This window comes from Roseobacter cerasinus (genome assembly GCF_009811755.1).
Lineage (GTDB): Bacteria > Pseudomonadota > Alphaproteobacteria > Rhodobacterales > Rhodobacteraceae > Roseobacter > Roseobacter cerasinus.
In genome coordinates, this window is record NZ_BLIV01000001.1 from 602,991 (window position 1) to 621,341 (window position 18,351).

14 protein-coding genes are annotated in these 18,351 nt (G+C 63.9%); 4 read left to right on the plus strand and 10 right to left on the minus strand.

What is annotated here, in order from left to right; translation table 11 throughout:
• Nucleotides 1-245 precede the first annotated feature (245 nt).
• The 3 genes from So717_RS03070 (at nucleotide 246) to So717_RS03080 (ending at nucleotide 2,662) form a co-directional block, all read left to right on the plus strand.
• Nucleotides 246-1,217, plus strand: coding sequence for a LacI family DNA-binding transcriptional regulator (locus So717_RS03070; RefSeq protein ID WP_159974712.1), 972 nt, complete (start codon nucleotides 246-248; stop codon nucleotides 1,215-1,217).
• A gap of 74 nt (nucleotides 1,218-1,291) precedes the next feature.
• Nucleotides 1,292-1,696 (plus strand): rhodanese-like domain-containing protein, encoded by a 405-nt coding sequence (locus So717_RS03075; protein WP_159974713.1) that lies wholly within the window; start codon nucleotides 1,292-1,294, stop codon nucleotides 1,694-1,696.
• Nucleotides 1,697-1,777: 81 nt separating this feature from the next.
• The gene (locus tag So717_RS03080; protein WP_159974714.1) at nucleotides 1,778-2,662 is read left to right on the plus strand and encodes an MBL fold metallo-hydrolase; all 885 of its coding nucleotides are present in this window, start codon (nucleotides 1,778-1,780) and stop codon (nucleotides 2,660-2,662) included.
• 22 nt (nucleotides 2,663-2,684) lie between these two features.
• On the opposite strand, the gene cysG is transcribed toward So717_RS03080, so the two are convergent.
• From cysG to So717_RS03130, 10 genes are all read right to left on the minus strand, one after another.
• Nucleotides 2,685-4,100, minus strand: coding sequence for a siroheme synthase CysG (gene cysG, locus So717_RS03085; RefSeq protein WP_159974715.1), 1,416 nt, complete (start codon nucleotides 4,098-4,100; stop codon nucleotides 2,685-2,687).
• Nucleotides 4,101-4,112: 12 nt separating this feature from the next.
• On the minus strand, nucleotides 4,113-5,069 hold the full coding sequence (locus So717_RS03090) for a glycosyl transferase family protein (protein WP_159974716.1): 957 nt from the start codon (nucleotides 5,067-5,069) through the stop codon (nucleotides 4,113-4,115).
• Nucleotides 5,066-7,696 (minus strand): nitrate reductase, encoded by a 2,631-nt coding sequence (locus So717_RS03095; RefSeq protein WP_159974717.1) that lies wholly within the window; start codon nucleotides 7,694-7,696, stop codon nucleotides 5,066-5,068. The genes So717_RS03090 and So717_RS03095 overlap by 4 nt, the downstream gene beginning before the upstream one ends.
• Nucleotides 7,696-8,025 carry a nitrite reductase small subunit NirD gene (gene nirD / locus So717_RS03100; protein ID WP_159974718.1) on the minus strand — a complete coding sequence of 110 codons (330 nt, stop codon included), beginning with the start codon at nucleotides 8,023-8,025 and terminating at the stop codon, nucleotides 7,696-7,698. Before nirD ends, So717_RS03095 begins: the two co-directional genes overlap by 1 nt.
• On the minus strand, nucleotides 8,022-10,466 hold the full coding sequence (gene nirB / locus So717_RS03105) for a nitrite reductase large subunit NirB (RefSeq protein WP_159974719.1): 2,445 nt from the start codon (nucleotides 10,464-10,466) through the stop codon (nucleotides 8,022-8,024). The genes nirD and nirB overlap by 4 nt, the downstream gene beginning before the upstream one ends.
• 169 nt (nucleotides 10,467-10,635) lie before the next feature.
• Nucleotides 10,636-12,312 (minus strand): ABC transporter ATP-binding protein, encoded by a 1,677-nt coding sequence (locus So717_RS03110; protein WP_174238989.1) that lies wholly within the window; start codon nucleotides 12,310-12,312, stop codon nucleotides 10,636-10,638.
• A 5-nt stretch (nucleotides 12,313-12,317) separates the two neighbouring features.
• A complete protein-coding gene (locus tag So717_RS03115; RefSeq protein WP_159974721.1) occupies nucleotides 12,318-13,400 on the minus strand; it encodes an ABC transporter permease in 1,083 nt (360 codons plus the stop codon).
• 138 nt (nucleotides 13,401-13,538) lie between these two features.
• On the minus strand, nucleotides 13,539-14,906 hold the full coding sequence (locus tag So717_RS03120; protein WP_159974722.1) for a CmpA/NrtA family ABC transporter substrate-binding protein: 1,368 nt from the start codon (nucleotides 14,904-14,906) through the stop codon (nucleotides 13,539-13,541).
• Nucleotides 14,907-15,179: 273 nt separating this feature from the next.
• Nucleotides 15,180-16,352 (minus strand): ABC transporter substrate-binding protein, encoded by a 1,173-nt coding sequence (locus So717_RS03125; RefSeq protein ID WP_159974723.1) that lies wholly within the window; start codon nucleotides 16,350-16,352, stop codon nucleotides 15,180-15,182.
• Nucleotides 16,349-16,933 carry an ANTAR domain-containing response regulator gene (locus So717_RS03130; RefSeq protein ID WP_159974724.1) on the minus strand — a complete coding sequence of 195 codons (585 nt, stop codon included), beginning with the start codon at nucleotides 16,931-16,933 and terminating at the stop codon, nucleotides 16,349-16,351. The genes So717_RS03125 and So717_RS03130 overlap by 4 nt, the downstream gene beginning before the upstream one ends.
• Before the next feature lie 177 nt (nucleotides 16,934-17,110).
• On the opposite strand from So717_RS03130, the gene So717_RS03135 reads away from it, so the two are divergent.
• The gene (locus So717_RS03135; protein WP_159974904.1) at nucleotides 17,111-18,346 is read left to right on the plus strand and encodes a putative DNA modification/repair radical SAM protein; all 1,236 of its coding nucleotides are present in this window, start codon (nucleotides 17,111-17,113) and stop codon (nucleotides 18,344-18,346) included.
• Nucleotides 18,347-18,351: the final 5 nt, after the last annotated feature.

The window sequence follows — 18,351 nt, forward strand, 5'->3', positions numbered from 1 at the left end:
GGTGCGATATCATGGGTTGTGCGCGAGCTGTCAGAGAATCCAGCGAAGTTGCGTGCCCCGGACAAATGACCGATATTTGAAAAGTGGCGCAAGGGAGAGAAGACTTGCATGGCGCGTCCGGAAGCAAAGCTGTTTTGACGTGTGCACGGTGTATGAAACTAGTTACATGTGTCAATAGGCCAATTTGGTCCTAACAGGCCAGGGAGCAGGGATTGACCAAAAAACAGGCTAAGAGGCGTGCCAACATGCGCGACGTCGCACGCCATGCGGGTGTTTCGGTGGCGACCGTGTCCCGCGTGATGAGCGGCGCGTCGAATGTCGCGGAGGCGACCCAGTCTCGCGTGCAGAGCGCGGTCGACGCACTCGACTTTGTGCCCAGCCCCGCCGCGCGGGCCATCAACTCGGGCCGCACGTATATGATCGGGGCTCTGGTGCCGACACTCGACCATGCGATCTTTTCGCGCTTCCTTGATGCGCTGGAACTCACCCTGGCCGATCACGGCTTCTCCCTCGTGGTGGCCACCACAAATGACGACCCGGAGCGCGAGGCCCAGCGGGCACTGGATCTTCTCAACCTCGGTGTCGAAGGTTTCGTCGTCTCCGGCATCACCCGCAGCGCCACTTTCGAAGCACTTATCAAACGCCATAAGACTCCGGTGATCGCCACCTCCTATTTCGACCCCAACAGCGAGACGCCGACCATCGGCTATGACAACGGCACAGCGGCCCGGCAAGCGCTGCATCATCTCGTAGATATGGGGCATTCGGATATTCTGGTTCTGTCCGGCCCCACCTGGAACAATGATCGGACGAAGGCGCGCCTCGACGCGCTGACGGGATGCACGCAGGCCCGGCTTACCGTGCGTGAAATACCGGTCACAGTCGCCGCCGCCGCAGATCACGTGGCCACCATCCCCGCCCATATCACGGCGCTGCTGTGCCTGTCTGACGTGCTGGCGCAGGGAGCTCTTCATGGTCTGCGACGATGCGGACTTGAGGTCCCCGAGGATATCTCGGTCATCGGCATTGATGATTTGCCAAGCTCGCACAGCCTTTGGCCGCCGTTGAGTTCTGTGCATTTGCCGGTGCGCAGGATGGGCGCCTGCGCAGGTGAAACCCTCGCGCAGTGGATCGAGACCGGAGAGCGCGCCGCGCCGATAAACCTTGAAACCCGGCTTGAACCTCGCGCGTCGGTCCGGCGGATCACTCCGGCCTGACGGAACGGTTGGTTGCATTGCCGAGACGGTTTCGCCAACATTACCCTGAACCTTTTCCAACGATGGCACAGCAGATGACAAAGCTCAAAACCACCGCAGCCGAGATGGTCGCCGCCGCCCGCGCCCGCATCGAGGAAGTCGAAACCGCCGATCTGATTGCGCAGGTTGATGACCCGAATGTTGTGATTGTCGACATCCGCGACATTCGCGAACGCCAGCGCAGCGGCGCCATCCCCGGGTCCGTGCATGCACCACGCGGGATGATCGAATTTTGGGTCGATCCCGACAGCCCCTATCACAAGGAAGTCTTCGCGCAGGAGGGAAAGTCCTATGTGTTCCACTGCGCCTCGGGCTGGCGATCAGCGCTGACGGTGGCGACGCTGCAGGACATGGGGTTCGACGCGGCGCATCTGAAAGAAGGCTTTTCCACCTGGGCCGAGAAGGGCGGGCCGGTCGAAGAGGTGGAGGCCAAGGACTAGACGCTCCGTCCGCTGCGGCGCTCAACCCACTTGTCTGACAGCACGCCCGGTCCTACCTTTGGTGCGATCGGAGGATCTATCATGACGTTGCCCAATGTTCACATGCACAAGCATCCCAAGGTGCAGTCCTTCTTTGACGCGCAATCCAACACCATCAGCTATGTCGTGCAGGACCCGGACAGCACCTCCTGCGCCATCATCGATGCGGTGATGAACTTCGACTACGCCTCCGGGCGCCTGAGCTATGACAGCGCGGACGAGATCATCGCCTTCATTGAGCAGGAGGGGCTGACGCTCGACTGGATCATCGAGACCCATGTGCACGCAGATCACCTGTCTGGCGCGCCCTACATCCAGCAAAAGCTGGGCGGCAAGATCGGGATCGGGGAGCATATCCAGACTGTTCAGGACACATTTGGCAAGATCTTCAACGAAGGCACCGAGTTCCAGCGCGATGGCTCGCAGTTCGATGCGCTCTTCAAGGACGGTGACAGCTATCACGTGGGGCAGCTGGAATGCTTTGCTCTGCACACGCCGGGGCACACGCCCGCCTGCATGGTGCACATCCTGGGCGATGCGGCCTTTGCCGGGGATACGCTCTTCATGCCGGATGGAGGATCCGCCCGCGCCGATTTTCCCGGAGGGGATGCGGGGCAGCTTTACGATTCAATCCAGCGCATTCTCAGCCTGCCAGACGAGATGCGCCTCTTTGTCTGTCACGACTACGGGCCGGGCGGGCGGGCCATCGCGTGGGAGACCACAATCGGCGCGCAGCGCGCCGCCAACATTCACGTGGGCGATGGCACAAGTCGCGATGCTTTTGTCAAGATGCGGACAGAACGGGACGCGCAACTCGCCATGCCGCAGCTGATCATCCCCTCGCTGCAGGTCAATATTCGCGCGGGCGAGGTGCCGCGGGACGAGGCGGGCAACATGTCGCTGAAAGTGCCGGTCAACAAGCTCTAGACCGGCACGGCGAGAAGACCCCCTACGAGACCAAGGCAACGGGGGCGACGTCGATCTGGCCACTGGGGAGTGGCTGCCGCTGCACCGAAACTGGCCAACGCAGCAGGATCACCGCACAGCCTGTCACACCGTGATCACGGATGACCTGATCCAATTGGCGGATCGGCCCTGTGAGAATGCGTTGTCCCGGCTTTGAGACATCAACAGCCAAGGTGAATTCCAGGTCTTGCGGCACGCCCCGCACCCGCAAGGCTGCGCTGATCTGTGCCGCTTGCCGCGTCGCCATGTAAAAAGCAGTGGTTGTACCTGGCCCGCTCAGGTGATCGGAGAGATGCGGCATCTCGCCATCCGCGCCTGTGCCTGTGGCAAGCACAAGGCTGTTTGTCACGCCGCGCTCGGTCAGGCTGATGCCTGCACAGGCGGCTGCGGCGCAGGCCGCTGTGACACCGGGAACAATCTCCACCGAGATGCCCCGGGCCTCCGCTGCGGCAATCTCCTCACCGCCCCGGCCAAAGACCCCCGGGTCGCCGGATTTCAGCCGCACCACCTGTTTGCCCTTCAGCGCTTCGGCCACGATCAGCGCGTTAATCTGCTCCTGCGGCCAGGCATGGGCTCCGACAACCTTGCCCACGTAAACACGTTCCGCGTCCCGGCGGGCCAGCTCAAGAACCTCCGGATCGACCAGCCGGTCATAGAAAATGACGTCCGCCTCCTGCAAACGGGCCACCGCCCGTAGCGTCAGCAGATCACGCGCGCCGGGCCCCGCGCCGATCAGCGCAACGGACCCCTCCTGCGGCGTATCAGGGGCACCACCCTTAAGGATCGCCTGCTTGATCGTGGTGATCGCATCCCGTTCGGCCCCGCGCGTCCAATGATCGCGCGGCGGACCCGCAAAGACCCAGCGCCAAAAGGCGCGGCGCGCCGGGCGCGGCACCTGCTGTGCGACAGCCGAGCGCAACCGACCCGCCGCAGCAGCCAGCCCGCCAAGCGTGGGCGGCAGCACCTCCTCCACCCGTGTCTTGATCTGCCGCGCCAGAACGGGAGCCGTGCCTTCGCTGCCGATCGCCACCACCACAGGGTCGCGGTCCACAATTGACGGCGTGGTCAGATCACACAGCGCTGGCTGGTCCACCACATTCACCGGGCAGCCCGCCTCCTGCGCCAGCGCGTGCAAGCTCGCATCCAGCCCCGGGCACCCGGTTGCGATGAACCCCATCGCGGCTCCGCGAAAGAACTCAGGGGCAATGCCACCCCGGTGCCACTGCGCGCGCCCTGCCCCCACAACACCCTTCAATTCCGGGTCAAGGGCCGGGGCCGCTATCTCGATCTGCGCATCACTTTTCAGGATCAGCCGCATCTTCTGGGCCGCCTGCTCGCCCCCGCCGAGGATCACAACCCGGCGGCCTGAGGTGCGGATGAACATGGGAAAGCTTTTCATGATCGTCTGTCCTTATGCTGCCGTTGCCCGGTGGCGTGCGGTCCAAAGTTGCATGGCGACCTCTTCGGACTGGGCCACGCCAAGTGTGCCCAAGGCCAGCGCCGCCGTGCCCACAATGATGGCATCCGCGAAGGGGTTGTGGATCTCTCCACGCCACAGCCGGGCCAGTTGTTCAGCGTCACGCTGGCCATCATCAAGGCGCCGTGCCCCGCTCTGCATGGCGGGGAGAACCGCCTGCCACGGGTTGCCCTGCCGCAGCCCAAAGCCGGATACGCTTTTTGACGGGTGGCGCTCAAACTCGCCGCCGCCGCCCTTGATCACGGTCAGGCTGCGCCATCCAAGGAGCTGGGCCGCATCCGCCTGCAGCAACCGGTAAGAGGGGTGAAAGACCCCCTGCACGCTGGCTGCAGCCCCTGCGGGGTTGAGCATGCGGGCGACCGTGTTGATACAGGAGCGCAGGCCCAACACCTCGCGCAGGTTCAGCAGCGCAAAGAGCGACGGGCACAGCTGCTCCAGCGGCAGATAGGCGATGCCGTCGCGGACGATCAGCGCTGCGGCATCGTCTGCGTTTCGAGCCATGGCGATGCCACCGGCCGCGAGCCCGTTGCGCACGGCAAGGTCGGGCCCGTTCCACCCGTGCAGCAAGACAGGGTGACCGGAGGCTGCGACCAGCCGGGCCGACAGCAAAAACCACGGCAGCCCGCGCGTGCGCCCGGCGGCGTAGCTGGGCCAGTCAAGATCAACCTCCGGCAGCGCCGTCACGCTCTGCTGAGCGGCGCGCGCAAAACCCGCGATCTCCTCCGCCGTTTCACCCTTCATGCGCAAGAGCATCAGCAGAGCACCGATGGCCTCGGGCGCTGCCTCGCCAGACAGCATGAGCCGCATGGCGGCCTGTGCTTCCTCTTCCGTCAGGGATCGGGACCGGCCGGGGCCGCGCCCGAGGATGCGCACATGCTCGCCCAGCATCACTCAGCCGCCTCGCGAACGACACGCGCCGCAAGCAGGGCGGCGAGTTCCGGTCGGCACGAGCCGCAATTCGTGCCCGCGCCTAGGGCCGCACCGATCTGATCGACCGACAGCAGGCCTTGGGTTTCAATAGCGCTCAGGATGGTGTTCACACCCACATCCAGACAGGCGCAGATCACGGGCCCCGGGTCGGGGCGATCTGCCGGGGTGAGGCCCGTGAGGATGTCCGTGCCCGGCTGGTCGATCTGGCCCGCAAGGTAATCGCGCATCACGGCTACGGGCCGGGGCGAGACGAAGAGGGCGGCCACCAGCCGACCGGCCTCGAGAAAGGCCAGCCGCGCCGTCCCGCGCGCCACGTCCTCGACGACCATGGCGCTGGCGCTTGGCAGGCCGAACATCCGGCGCGCCTCCGCCTCCCAATCCGCGACCGGCGCGGTACAGGCAAGCTCCGCCCGCCAGCCCGCCGGGGTGCGTGCCCGCGCCCAATAGGACGCCTCTGGTTTGAACTCCGTCGCGGAGACCGCGAAGCCATACCACACCGCCTCGAACCGCGCGGCACTGACCACGGCGGCCTTGCTTTCAGGCTGGCCCGAGACCGGATCGGTCGCGCCCGCCACCACTGCGTCGATACGTCCCGTGGGCGCGTAATCCGCCGTCCAATGCATCGGTGCAAAGAGCTGACCGGGGGTCTGTGCCTCGGTCAGCCGGGCGCGCAGGATCGCGCTGCCCTGCGGGCTGGCCAGCCGCACCAGATCGGCGGCGGCGACGCCGATCTCGGCAGCATCCGCAGGGTGAATATCCACAAAGGGCTCGGCCAGATGCGCCGAGAGGCGGGGCGACAGCGCCGTGCGCGTCATCGTGTGCCACTGGTCGCGAATGCGGCCTGTGTTCAGACGATACGGGAAGCGCCGGTCGGTCTTGGCCGCAGGGGCACGCCACCGCAGCGGCAGCATGCGCGCCTTGCCGTCAGCGTGGTAGAACCCGCCCTGGGCAAAGAAGCGCCCGCCGTCTTTCGCGTCAGAGACAGGCCAGCGGGTTGGTGGCAGAGCATCGTAAGCTGTGTCGTCCAAGTCGCGCAGACCCGAGATATCGAAATCCTTGCCGAAGCGGCCCGCAATTGCGGAAAGGGCTACATGCTCGCGGAAAATCTCTGCCGGGCCTGCATAGTCAAACGCCGCCTCCCACCCCATGCGCCGCCCGACTTCTGCAAGAATGGCCCAGTCATCGCGTACCCATTCTGGTGCGGGCAGCACCGCGCGCTGTCGGCTGATCGTCCGGTCGGAGTTGGTGACCGTGCCGCTTTTCTCGGCCCAGGCGGTGGCGGGCAGCAGCACGTCGGCCAACCGCGCTGTATCGGTCTCCGCCGTCACATCGCTCACCACGGTGAACGCGCAGGTGGCGATGGCGCGCGCCACGCGATCCGCATCCGGCATGGAGACAGCGGGATTGGTGTGGATGATCCAGAGGGCCTTGATGCGCCCCTCTTCCACCGCGTCGAACATATCGACGGCCTTGAGCCCTGGCGCCATGGGCAGCGGACCACTGCTCCAGAACCCGCGCACGGCGGCGCGATGATCGGCATTCTCCAGATCCAGATGGCAGGCCAGCATATTCGCAAGGCCCCCGACCTCACGCCCGCCCATCGCGTTGGGCTGGCCGGTGACCGACAGCGGGCCCATGCCCGGCTTGCCGATCCGACCCGTCGCCAGATGGCAGTTCAGGATCGCGTTGACCTTATCGGACCCGGAGGTCGATTGGTTCACCCCCTGGCTGAAGATGGTGACGACCTTCTCGGTTCCGATCCAGGCCTGGCAGAAGCGCGCGACCTCCTCCTGGTCGAGCCCCGTCACACCAAGATCATCCGCGTAGGCGGCGCAAAGCGCTGCGTCAAAGCCAGAGACATGCTGCAGATATGATTTGTCGAGCGCCCCGCCCTCGTAGATCCTCGTGAGCAGATGATTGAAAAGCGCGACGTCGCTGCCGGGAGCCAAGGCGAGGTGCAGATCGGCCTGATTGCAGCTGGCCGTGCGGCGCGGGTCGATCACGATGATCCGCGTGCCGCGCGTGGCCCGCGCTGCCATGAGCCTTTGGTAGAGGACCGGGTGGCACCAGGCGAGGTTGGAGCCGACAAGCACCACAAGATCGGCCTCATCCAGATCCTCGTAGGTGCCCGGCACCGTGTCGGTCCCGAAGGCGCGTTTGTGTCCCGCGACGGTCGAAGCCATGCAGAGGCGCGAGTTCGTATCGATATTGGCTGAGCCGATGAACCCCTTCATCAGCTTGTTGGCAACATAATAGTCTTCGGTCAGCAATTGCCCCGAGACATAGAAGGCCACACTGTCCGGCCCGTGCTCCGCGATGGTGTCGGAGAAGCGTGCCGCGACGGTCTCTAGCGCCCTGTCCCAGGGGACATCGACACCGCCAATCTGTGGTGCAAGCAGCCGCGTGCCGAGGCCGACGGTCTCACCCAGCGCGGCCCCCTTGGAGCAGAGCTTGCCGCGATTGGCCGGGTGATCCGGGTCGCCGCGCACCGCCAGCCCGCCCTGCCCGTCCGGGCGCAAGAGCACACCACAGCCCACCCCACAGTAGGGGCAGGTGGAGCGGGTCTCAGGCAGGCCGCTGCCGTCCATCAGGCCGCACTCCGCTTGCCCACTGCCGCGCCATCCAGCAGGATGCGGCCTGCATCGAGGCGCACGGGATATATTGCAATCCGGGCGTCTTCACCCAAGGCTTCACCTGAGTTCAAGTCGAAGACCCAGTTGTGCAGCGGGCAGGTCACCTTTTGCCCGTGCACGATGCCTTCGCTCAGCGGGCCGCCCTTGTGCGGGCAGCTGTTGGAGGCGGCAAAGACCTCCGCTTCGCCTGTCCGGAAAAGCCCGACACAACCCACCGGCGTCTTGACCACGCGTGCCCCGCGCAGCGGGATGTCGTCGATATGTCCAATGTCGATCCAGCTCATTCCGCGGCCTCCAGCTCCAGATTGGCAAGGGGGGCAAAGGGCGCAGGCTCCTTGGCCCGTTCCGCCCAGGGGTCCTTGCGGTAGATGCTCTGCGACAGCTCGAACCGCTCCGCCAGCGCGCGGCGGTTGTCGAGATCCTCGACCACCTGCGCCTTGACCCACTCCATGCCGACCTTGGCCAGCCACTTGTAGATGCGGTCGAGATACTTCGCGCCTTCTCGGTAGGCTTGGGTCACGGCCATAATAACTTCAATGGCCTCCTCTTCCGTCGGCACCTGCACCAGCAGTTCGGTCTCCTTCACGTCCATGCCCGCCGCGCCGCCGATGCTGATCTGATAGCCACTGTCGACGCAGACGACGCCGATGTCCTTGCAGGTCGCCTCCGCGCAATTGCGCGGACAGCCTGAGACCGCGAGTTTCAGCTTGTGCGGCGTCCAGGAGCCCCAGAGCACCTTCTCCAGCTTAATACCAAGACCGGTGGAGTCCTGCGTACCAAAGCGGCAGTGATCGGTCCCCACACAGGTTTTCACCGTGCGCAGACCCTTGGAATAGGCGTGACCCGAGACCAGCCCAGCCTTGTTCAGATCGGCCCAGATGTAGGGCAGGTCTTCGCCTTTCACGCCCAGCAGGTCGATGCGCTGGCCGCCGGTCACCTTGACGGTTGGCACGTCGTATTTCTCGGCCGCATCGGCGATGGCGCGCAATTCGTCGGGGTTGGTGATGCCGCCCCACATGCGCGGCACGACGCTGAAGGTACCATCTTTCTGGATGTTGGCGTGCTTGCGCTCGTTCACGAACCGGCTTTGCGGGTCGTCGCGGTACTCCAGCGGCCAGTCGGCCAGCAGATAAAAGTTCACTGCTGGACGACAGACATGGCAGCCGTTGGGCGTTGTCCAGCCCAGCTCCTGCCAGACAGCGGGTTGCGACTTGAGCTCCTGCGACTTGATCAGCCGCCGCACGTCCTCATGGGTCAGGTCGGTACAGCCGCAGACCGATTGCGCGGCGGGCATCTGGAAGTCGTCGCCCAGCGTAACCTGCAACAGCTGCTCGACCAGCCCCGTGCAAGTGCCGCAAGAGGCGCTGGCCTTTGTGGTCGCGCGCACAGCGCCAAGGTCGGTCGCGCCACCCGCAATGGCATCGGTGATGGTGGATTTGCAAATGCCGCTACAGCCACAGATTTCCGCCTCAGGCGGCAAGGCTGCAACGGCTGACAGGGGGTCCACGGGGGACCCTCCCTGATAGGCGGGCCCAAAAATCAGCGTCTCGCGCATCTCGGAGATGTCGGTGCCGTCCTTGATCAGCCCGAAGAACCAGTTGCCGTCAGCTGTGTCGCCATACATGACCGCACCGACGAGCTTGTCATCTTCGATCACGAGGCGCTTGTAGACGCCGCGCGACGGGTCGCGGAAGACGATGTCTTCGCGGCCTTCCCCTTCTGCGAAGTCGCCAGCAGAGAAGAGATCGCAGCCGGTGACCTTGAGCTTGGTGGAGAGGCTTTTCTGCACAAACGCCGCCTCTTCGCCCAGTAGCGTTTGCGCCGCGACCTTGGCCTGATCGTAGAGCGGGGCAACTAAACCGAAGACCGCGCCATCGTGTTCGACGCATTCGCCAACGGCAAGCACATCCTCGACGGAGGTCAGCATCTGGTCATCGACGTGAATACCACGCCCAACGGCCAACCCAGCGTCCTGCGCCAGCGCGACATTCGGCCGGATACCCACCGCCATGACGAGCAGGTCGCAGGGCAATTCCGTCCCGTCATCGAGCATCAAAGCCCGCACGCGACCGTCACCCCCGAGGATTTCCTTGGAGTTGGCACCGCAAAGAATGGTGATGCCCTTCTCTTCCAGAGACTTGCGCAGCAAGTAGCCTGCCGCCTCATCCAGCTGGCGCTCCATCAAGTGGCCCATGATATGCACCACGGTCACATCGACGCCGCGCGCGGCCATACCAGCAGCGGCTTCGAGCCCCAGCAAGCCACCGCCGATGACGACGACTTTGTTGTCTGGCCCCATGGCCATCATTCTTTGCGTGTCTTCGAGGTCGCGGTAGGCGATTACACCGTGAAGGTCGTGCCCCGGCAGCAGTATCATGAAGGGATTGGAGCCAGTACCGAAGAGCAGCTTGTCATACGCCAGCACCTCGCCCGTCTCCGAGGTGACGGTCTTGGCGGTTGTGTCGATGCCAGCGATGCGCTCACCAAAGCGGCAGGATACGCCAGCCTCAGCGTACCAAGCGTCATCATGGGTGACGATCTCTTCGTAGGTCTTCTCACCGGAGAGCACGGGAGAGAGCATGATGCGGTTGTAGTTCCCGCGCGGCTCTGCGTTGAAGAGGGTGATGTCATAGGCGTCACGGTCGGTCTCGGTGAGATGCTCCAGCACCCGACCCGACGCCATGCCTGCCCCGATGACAATGAGTTTTTGTTTTTCTTCGGTCATGTAAGCGACCCTTTGCAAACTTCGCGGAGGGCATTCCCTGGCCGCGGGTGGGAAAGAATCCCCTGCCCGTCAAACCGTAGGTTTGCCCATGGCAAAACGGGGCGGTCGGGGAATGCCCGGCGGTACCCGCCGGGCGTACCAGTAAAGACGTTGAATAGAGTCATGGGGCTCACTCCGCCGCCATAGCCTTTGGGGCGCTCTTTTGCGCCGCCTTGGGTGTGTTGCCGTGCTCGTATTCTTCCAGGAAATCGAGCACTTCCTGCCGATAGGTGTAGTAGTCGGGATGCTCCAACAGCGCCTTGCGCGTGCGCGGGCGCGGCAGATCCACTTTTGTGATCTTGCCAATGGTCGCCTGCGGGCCGTTGGTCATCATCACCACACGATCGGCGAGTAAGATCGCCTCGTCCACGTCGTGGGTGACGCAGATCGCAGTGACCTTGGTGCGCGACCAAACCTCCATTAACACCTCCTGCAGCTCCCACCGCGTGAGGCTGTCGAGCATGCCAAAGGGTTCATCGAGCAGGAGCAGTTTGGGCGACAGCGCAAAGGCGCGTGCGATGCCCACCCGCTGTTTCATGCCGTTCGAGAGATCGGCTGCAGACTTATCCATCGCGTCAGCCAGGCCTACGCGTTCGAGGTAGTATTCCACCACATCCTGCCGCTCAGACTGGCTGGCGCGCGGATAGACCTTGTCAACACCGATGGCGACGTTCTGCTTGGCGGTCAGCCAAGGAAAGAGGTTGGGCGACTGGAAGACGACGGCGCGCTCAGGGTCGGCACCCTCCACGTGGCGGCCATCGAGCTTGATGGCGCCCTTGGATATCTCATTGAGACCCGCCGCCATGGTCAGCACCGTGGATTTGCCGCAGCCCGAATGGCCGATCAGCGAGATGAACTCGCCCCGGTCGATCTTGAGGTCAAAATCCTCAACAACGGTGAGCGGCCCTTTCGGCGTCGGATAAACCTTGTGCAGCTGGCTGAAATCCAGAAAGCGCTGATCGATCAGACCCTTCTGCGCATCCGCCACCGCCATCGGCACCCCGTGAATGGGCGTCACATCCGGCAGCTCGCGCGTGCCTTCGACCTTCGCCTCAATGCCCACATCCATCAGATAGCCCGTGACCTCAGCCCGCAGCGCCTTGAAGGTGGCATCGTTGTTCATGGCAGAGCGATCGCGCGGACGCGGGATGTTCACCTTGAACTCTTTGCCCAGGGTGCCCTCGGGCGTCAGCGCGATGATCCGGTCGGCCAGAACGATGGCCTCATCCACATCATTGGTGATCAGCACACAGGTTTTGCGGTCCGCTTCCCAGATATGCTCGATCTCATCGGCCAGATTGGCACGGGTCAGCGCATCGAGCGCCGAGAGCGGCTCATCCAGCAGCAGCACCTCCGGGTTCATCGCCAAGGCGCGTGCCACATTGACCCGTTGGCGCATCCCGCCCGACAGCTCCGCCGGGCGACGGGTTGCTGCGTGGCTCAGGCCCACCATCTTGACGTAATGCGCGACCTTCTCGGCCTTCTCCACCGAGGACAGCTCCGGAAACACAGTATCCACCGCCAGCCGCACGTTGCCCGTCACCGTAAGCCAGGGCATCAGGGAGTAGTTCTGAAAAATCACCCCCCGCTCCGGCCCAGGCCTAGTGATCGGCTTGCCACGAAAACTCACGCTGCCGGTGGAGGGCGCATCAAGCCCGGCCATCATATTGATCAGCGTGGTCTTCCCGGTGCCGGAGAAGCCGAGGATCACAAGAAACTCGCCTTCCTGCACGTCGAGGGTGATATTCTTGAGGACTGGCGTCTCACCGAAGCTTCTTGAGACCTGGTCGAATGTCAGAATGCCCATCATGCTCACCGATTTTTCGTGAAGGTGAAGAGCGATTGCAGCGCGTACATCACCCGGTCGAGCAGGAAGCCGATGATCCCGATGGTGAAGACCGCCACCATGATCTTGGCCAGTGAGCTGGAGGAGCCGTTCTGAAACTCATCCCAGACGAATTTGCCGAGACCAGGGTTCTGCGCCAGCATTTCAGCGGCGATCAGAACCATCCAACCGACACCGAGCGACAGGCGCAGACCGGTGAAGATCAGCGGCAAAGCCGATGGCAGCACCAGCTTGGTGATCTTGGTATAGGTATTCATTTTCAAGACCTTGGAGACGTTCACCAGGTCCTTGTCGATGCTAGCGACCCCAAGCGCGGTGTTGATCAGCGTCGGCCAGAGCGAGCAGAGCGTGACGGTGATGGCCGAGATCAGGAAGGATTTGGCGAACCAGCCGTCTTGCGTGACGTAGACCGCCGAGACCACCATGGTCACAATCGGCAGCCAGGCGAGCGGCGAGACCGGTTTGAAGATTTGAATCAAGGGGTTGAGGGCTGCGTTGGCGGTTGGCGACAGCCCTGCCGCAATGCCTAGCGGCACAGCCACGACCGTCGCAATCATGAAACCGAAGAAGACCGTTTTGATCGAGGTCCAGATCTGCGTGTAGTAACTCGGCGCGCCGGTATAGGCGATGGTCTTGACCTGATCGGCCTTGCCCGCGTCGATCAGCTTTTGATTGCGCTTCTCGACCATCTCGTTGAACTTGGCCTCTTTCGCGGCCTTGGCCTGTGCATCCTCGTGCAGGTTGACCACTTCGGCCCAGACCTGCGCGGGACCAGGCACCGCACCCAGCGAGGTCTGCACCTTGGGCGCCAGCGTGCCCCACATCAGCAGGAAGGCGCAGATGGCTAAAAGCGGCACCCCTGCAAGGCGCCACAGGTCCTTCATCTGAGCACGCGGGTTGTCGCCAGCGGCGGCCTTCAGGAGCGGCGTGATCCACGCCAGCCCCAGAACCTGAAACCAGGTGTCGGCCTTGTTGATGCGGGTGAAGAGCCGGGCGCGGCGCGCCTCGCGGGCCTCTTCGGCGGCGAAATCCGGGTCCACTGTGGTCATCTGGGGTCTCCTGGAGAGGGATCAAAAGGGCTGTGCGTGGGGCGTCTGTTTTGCGTCGGTATCACGTCGGTTTTACGTCGGTGCGGAGCGCGCGGCGGGGCAAGGCGGGTTAACCCCGCCTTGCCCCGCCGCCCTGCGTCACCCGCGGACCTCGGAGCCCACAACCGTCTGGCCGCCTTTCAGGCCAATAGGCAGGCTGTCGAGATAAGCGTTGGGGCTGCGTCCGTCGTACGGAATGCCGTCGATGATGTCTTCGGCAGGCGTCGCGGCCTTGTAGCCATCGCTGTCCCAGGGGAAGTCCGCTTCATTGGCAAGGCCCTCGTCCACCAGCAGACGGGCTGCAGCGAGATAGATCTCGGGCTTGTACACATCCTTGGCCACATCGTGGAACCACTGGTCATCCTTCGCCTCGTCGATCTGCCCCCAGCGGCGCATCTGCGTCAAGTACCAGATGGCATCGGAGTAGAAGGGATAGGTGGCGTTGTAGCGGAAGAAGACGTTGAAGTCGGGGATGTCGCGCTTGTCGCCCTTCTCGAACTCGAAGAAGCCGGTCATGGAGTTGGCAATCACGTCATAATCCGCACCCACATATTCCGGTTGGCTGAGGATTTCCACGGCGGCCGGACGGTTGGCGTTGTCGTTTTCATCGAGCCAGATGGCGGCACGAATGAGCGCCTTGGTGATCGCGAGTGTGGTGTTTGGATACTGCTCGGCGAACTCGGCGGTGATGCCAAAGACCTTCTCGGGGTTGTTCTTCCAAAGCTGGTAGTCGGTGATCACTGGCACGCCGATGCCCTTGAATACCGCCTGCTGGTTCCAGGGCTCGCCCACGCAGTAGCCGTGGATCGTGCCGGCTTCGAGCGTCGCGGGCATCTGCGGCGGCGGGGTCACGGAGAGGAAGACATCGGCGCCGATCTGGCCGGAGATATTCTCGGGGCTGTAGTAGCCCGGGTGCAGACCACCCGCCGCGAGCCAGTAGCGCAGCTCGTAATTGTGGGTCGAGACCGGGAAGACCATGCCCATGTTGAAGGGCTCCCCCTTGGCGTTGAACGATTCAACCACCGGCGCCAGTGCCTCAGCCGAAATCGGGTGCTGCGGGCGGCCGTCGTCCATGGTTGGGATGTTGGGCTTCATCATCTCCCAGACTTCGTTGGAGACGGTGATGCCGTTGCCGTTGAGGTCCATGGAGAAAGGCGTGATGATATGCGCTTGCGTGCCATAACCGATGGTGGCGGCGAGCGGCTGGCCTGCGAGCATATGCGCGCCGTCAAGCTGGCCGCCGATCACGCCATCGAGCAGCACTTTCCAGTTTGCCTGCGCCTCCAGCGTGACGAAAAGCCCTTCGTCGAGGAAGTAGCCGTTCTCGTAAGCCACGGCCAGCGGCGCCATATCCGTCAGCTTGATGAAGCCGAAGGTCAGCTCGTCCTTTTCCAGCTCCAGTGACTGTGCCAGTGCCGGTCCCGTGCTCAACGCAGCGGCTACCAGACCGAGAAGAATGTGTTTCATATCAAAGCCTTTCGCTCTCGCGCCCGTGCCTCCGGGCAAGAAAAAAAGCCGCCGACCTAAACCGCCGGGGAGGAGAGAGGCGGGTCAGGTCGAGCGGCTTTGCTCAGTAAATCCCCATCGCGGGGAGTATTTCGATCGCGGACATCCTTGCCCGCTCATGGGATGGTTATGCGAGCGACTTGGGGGCCGATCAAGCGAGCCGCCGCGATTTTATGAAAACTTTCTGCATCGCAGCGGGCGAAGCGCCGCAGCTGCACAAATTTGCAGCAGATGTCAGCCCGTTGGCTCAAAAACGCGCCCATCAAAGAACCGGTCGCGGCACAGAATCACGCGGCCGGCGGCGGAGGCGACGGCGGTGTCGCCGTCCAGAGCGCCCTCGATTTTCGACGAGGCGCCGGGCAGATCGGCGCTGGTGTCCTTCAGGGCGGCGCGGAAAAGATCGGTCCGGTAGACCTGCGCGGCAGCCTGGCGGGCTGCGGCCGGGTCGTGGCCTGTGCGCAGCGCCATCTGGTGCCCGATCCACTCCGCCTGGCTGCGCCAGGGGAAGTTCGCCGCCCCGCGGGCGAATTCGACGAATTGCGGTGTGTGCCGCTCCTCTCCCGCCGCGCTGATGGTGAGCTGCCCGGTCAGGGCACGTTCGATCAGCTCGGGCGGTAGGTCGAGATAGCCGGGTTTGCTGAGCAGTTCGGTGGCGAGCAGGGTCGAGTCGCGCTCGGCCAGCCAGCGGCCCGCGCGCCAGACCGAGCGAATCAGCCGGAAGAGCAGCGATTGCTCCGTCTCGGCCCAGTCCTGCCGGACCGCCAGCACCTTTTCCGGCGCGAAGTTCCAGATTGCGGTGCCCGGCAGGAGCAGCGCGCCCACGCCCTTCTCGACCGAGCGAGAGCCCCAGGGCTCGCCCACGCAAAAGGCGTCAATCTCACCCGCCTCAATGGCCTCGGCCATGAGCGGCGGCGGCACGGTGCGGATCTCGATCTGGCCATCCGCCACGGACCCGAGGCTCGCGAGCCAGTAAAAGACAAGCTCCGCATGCATGGAGAAGGGGAAGGGGACGCCGACGCGCAAGGGCCGGTCGCTCACGTCAAAGAGCGCTTGCCCCGCGGCGCGGGCGTCCGCGAAGTCAAAGCCGTAACCCGCAGCGCGCAGGCGCTCTTCCAACGCGCGGTTCACGCCCACCACATTGCCGTTCACCGACATCACCGAGACGGCAGCAAGCGGCGTGCCGCCACCGCCGAGGCCCATGGCGACGGCAACAGGCACAGTCGAGAGCATATGCGCCGCATCCACCTGCCCGAAGCTCAGCATATCGCGCAGGCTCGACCAGGAGGGCGCGCGTTTGAGGTCGAGGGCGATGCCCTCTTGCGCGGCAAACCCCATTTCCTGCGCGACGACCAGGGGGGCGGCATCGACCAGCGGGATGAAACCCACCGAGAGGGCGGCGGTTCTCATGACAAAAGCCCCGCGGCTGTGACCAGCGCCGAGGCCACATCGGCCACGCGCTTGCCCTGGTCCATCGCGGCCTTGCGCAGGATGGCGTAGGCCTCCTCTTCCTCGACCCCGCGGGCCTTCATGAGCATGCCCTTGGCGCGGTCGATCAGTTTGCGCTCTTCTAGGGCGCGCTTGGTCTCGGCCAGTTCCGCGCGCATCCGATGGAACATGCGGAACCGCGCGATAGCAGCGTCAAGGACAGGTTTCACGCGCGCAGGCTGCAGCCCGTCGACCACATAGGCCGAGACGCCCGCCTCGATGGCCGCATCCGAGAGTCCCGCCTCCGAGCGGTCGACGAACATCGCCACGGGCCGCTCCATCGGTCCGGTGGCGAGGGCCAGTTCTTCCAGCGTGTCGCGGGAGGGGTTGGCGATGTCGATCAGTACAATGTCGGGCTCGCGCGCGGTGATCTCGCGGGCGAGGCGTGTGCGCTCGGATATAACATGGATGTCGAACTCGCCTGCCTGCTTCAGACCGTCCACGATCTGCAACGCGCGGTCGCGGTCCGCCTCGACCACAATTATCGACATCTTCCCCATCATCCGCCCTTAAATCGCTGTGTGGCTTGGGGTTTGTAAACCGAGGATGCTGCTCTGCAGCGATACGAGTGATGATCTACGCGGCGTTTGACTATTTTTTGGGCGGCTTTTCGGCGTGGCGCCAAGAGGTCGCAGGGGCTTTTGCTTGATTTGACCTGAGTGAGAACATATCAGGAACATATGGCGCGATTGTCTATGAAAGAGAAGCTGGCGATTCTGAGTGACGCGGCGAAGTACGATGCCTCCTGCGCATCCTCCGGCTCGACCAAGCGGGACAGCCGGGATGGCAAGGGGCTGGGCTCGAACGAGGGCTCAGGGATATGCCACGCCTATGCGCCGGACGGGCGCTGCATCAGCCTGCTGAAGATCTTGAAGACGAATTTTTGCATCTATGATTGCGCCTATTGCATCAACCGGGTGTCGTCGAACGTACAGCGCGCGCGGTTCTCGGTGGAGGAGGTGGTGACGCTCACCATCGAGTTTTACCGGCGCAACTATATCGAGGGGCTGTTTCTGTCGTCGGGCATCATCCGCTCGCCCGATGCGACCATGGCGGATATGGTGCGGATTGCCCGCAAGCTACGGGAGGAGGAGAGTTTTCGCGGCTATATTCACCTCAAGACCATCCCCGACGCGGCGCCGGAGCTGATCGAGGAGGCAGGACGGCTGGCCGACCGCATTTCGATCAACGTGGAACTGCCGACGGATGCCTCCGTCAAGCAGCACGCGCCCGAGAAGAGCCCCGATCAGATTCGCAAGGCGATGGCCGATGTGCGGCTGCGGCGGCAAGCGGCTAAGGATCGCAGCCATACGGGCAAGCGGCCCCCCCGCTTTGCACCCGCTGGCCAGTCGACGCAGGTGATTGTGGGCGCGGATGGGGCCAATGACGCGACCATTCTGGGGCAGTCGACACGGCTATACGGCTCTTACGGGTTGAAGCGGGTCTATTATTCGGCGTTCTCGCCGATCCCGGATTCCTCATCACGGCTGCCGCTGGTCAGCCCGCCTCTGCAGCGCGAGCATCGGCTCTATCAGGCGGATTGGCTGCTGCGGTTTTACGATTTTCAGCTGGACGAGATCACCGGCGTGGCACCCGGCGGCAACCTCGATCTGGAGGTGGACCCGAAACTTGCCTGGGCGCTGGCCAACCGCGCGCAATTCCCGGTGGACGTGAACCGCGCGCCGCGCGAGATGTTACTGCGGGTGCCGGGGTTTGGGGTGAAGACGGTGAACCGCATCCTCGGCACGCGGCGGCACCGCGCGCTGCGCTATGACGATCTGCTGCGCATCGGGGCGTCGATGAAAAAGGCGCGGGCGTTTGTCAGCGCGCAGGGATGGAGCCCGGGCGGCTTGACCGACAGCGCCGATCTGCGCGCGCGCTTTGCGCCGCCGCCGGAACAGCTGAGCCTGTTTTGACCGGG

Bases quoted from the DNA above. Each gene is read 5' to 3' on its own strand.
- So717_RS03120 (WP_159974722.1), bottom strand. From the start codon at position 14,906: ATGAAACACATTCTTCTCGGTCTGGTAGCCGCTGCGTTGAGCACGGGA.
- So717_RS03130 (WP_159974724.1), bottom strand. From the start codon at position 16,933: ATGATGGGGAAGATGTCGATAATTGTGGTCGAGGCGGACCGCGACCGC.
- So717_RS03075 (WP_159974713.1), top strand. From the start codon at position 1,292: ATGACAAAGCTCAAAACCACCGCAGCCGAGATGGTCGCCGCCGCCCGC.
- nirB (WP_159974719.1), bottom strand. From the start codon at position 10,466: ATGACCGAAGAAAAACAAAAACTCATTGTCATCGGGGCAGGCATGGCG.
- So717_RS03110 (WP_174238989.1), bottom strand. From the start codon at position 12,312: ATGGGCATTCTGACATTCGACCAGGTCTCAAGAAGCTTCGGTGAGACG.
- So717_RS03115 (WP_159974721.1), bottom strand. From the start codon at position 13,400: ATGACCACAGTGGACCCGGATTTCGCCGCCGAAGAGGCCCGCGAGGCG.
- So717_RS03095 (WP_159974717.1), bottom strand. From the start codon at position 7,696: ATGGACGGCAGCGGCCTGCCTGAGACCCGCTCCACCTGCCCCTACTGT.
- So717_RS03080 (WP_159974714.1), top strand. From the start codon at position 1,778: ATGACGTTGCCCAATGTTCACATGCACAAGCATCCCAAGGTGCAGTCC.
- cysG (WP_159974715.1), bottom strand. From the start codon at position 4,100: ATGAAAAGCTTTCCCATGTTCATCCGCACCTCAGGCCGCCGGGTTGTG.
- So717_RS03125 (WP_159974723.1), bottom strand. From the start codon at position 16,352: ATGAGAACCGCCGCCCTCTCGGTGGGTTTCATCCCGCTGGTCGATGCC.
- nirD (WP_159974718.1), bottom strand. From the start codon at position 8,025: ATGAGCTGGATCGACATTGGACATATCGACGACATCCCGCTGCGCGGG.
- So717_RS03135 (WP_159974904.1), top strand. From the start codon at position 17,111: ATGGCGCGATTGTCTATGAAAGAGAAGCTGGCGATTCTGAGTGACGCG.
- So717_RS03070 (WP_159974712.1), top strand. From the start codon at position 246: ATGCGCGACGTCGCACGCCATGCGGGTGTTTCGGTGGCGACCGTGTCC.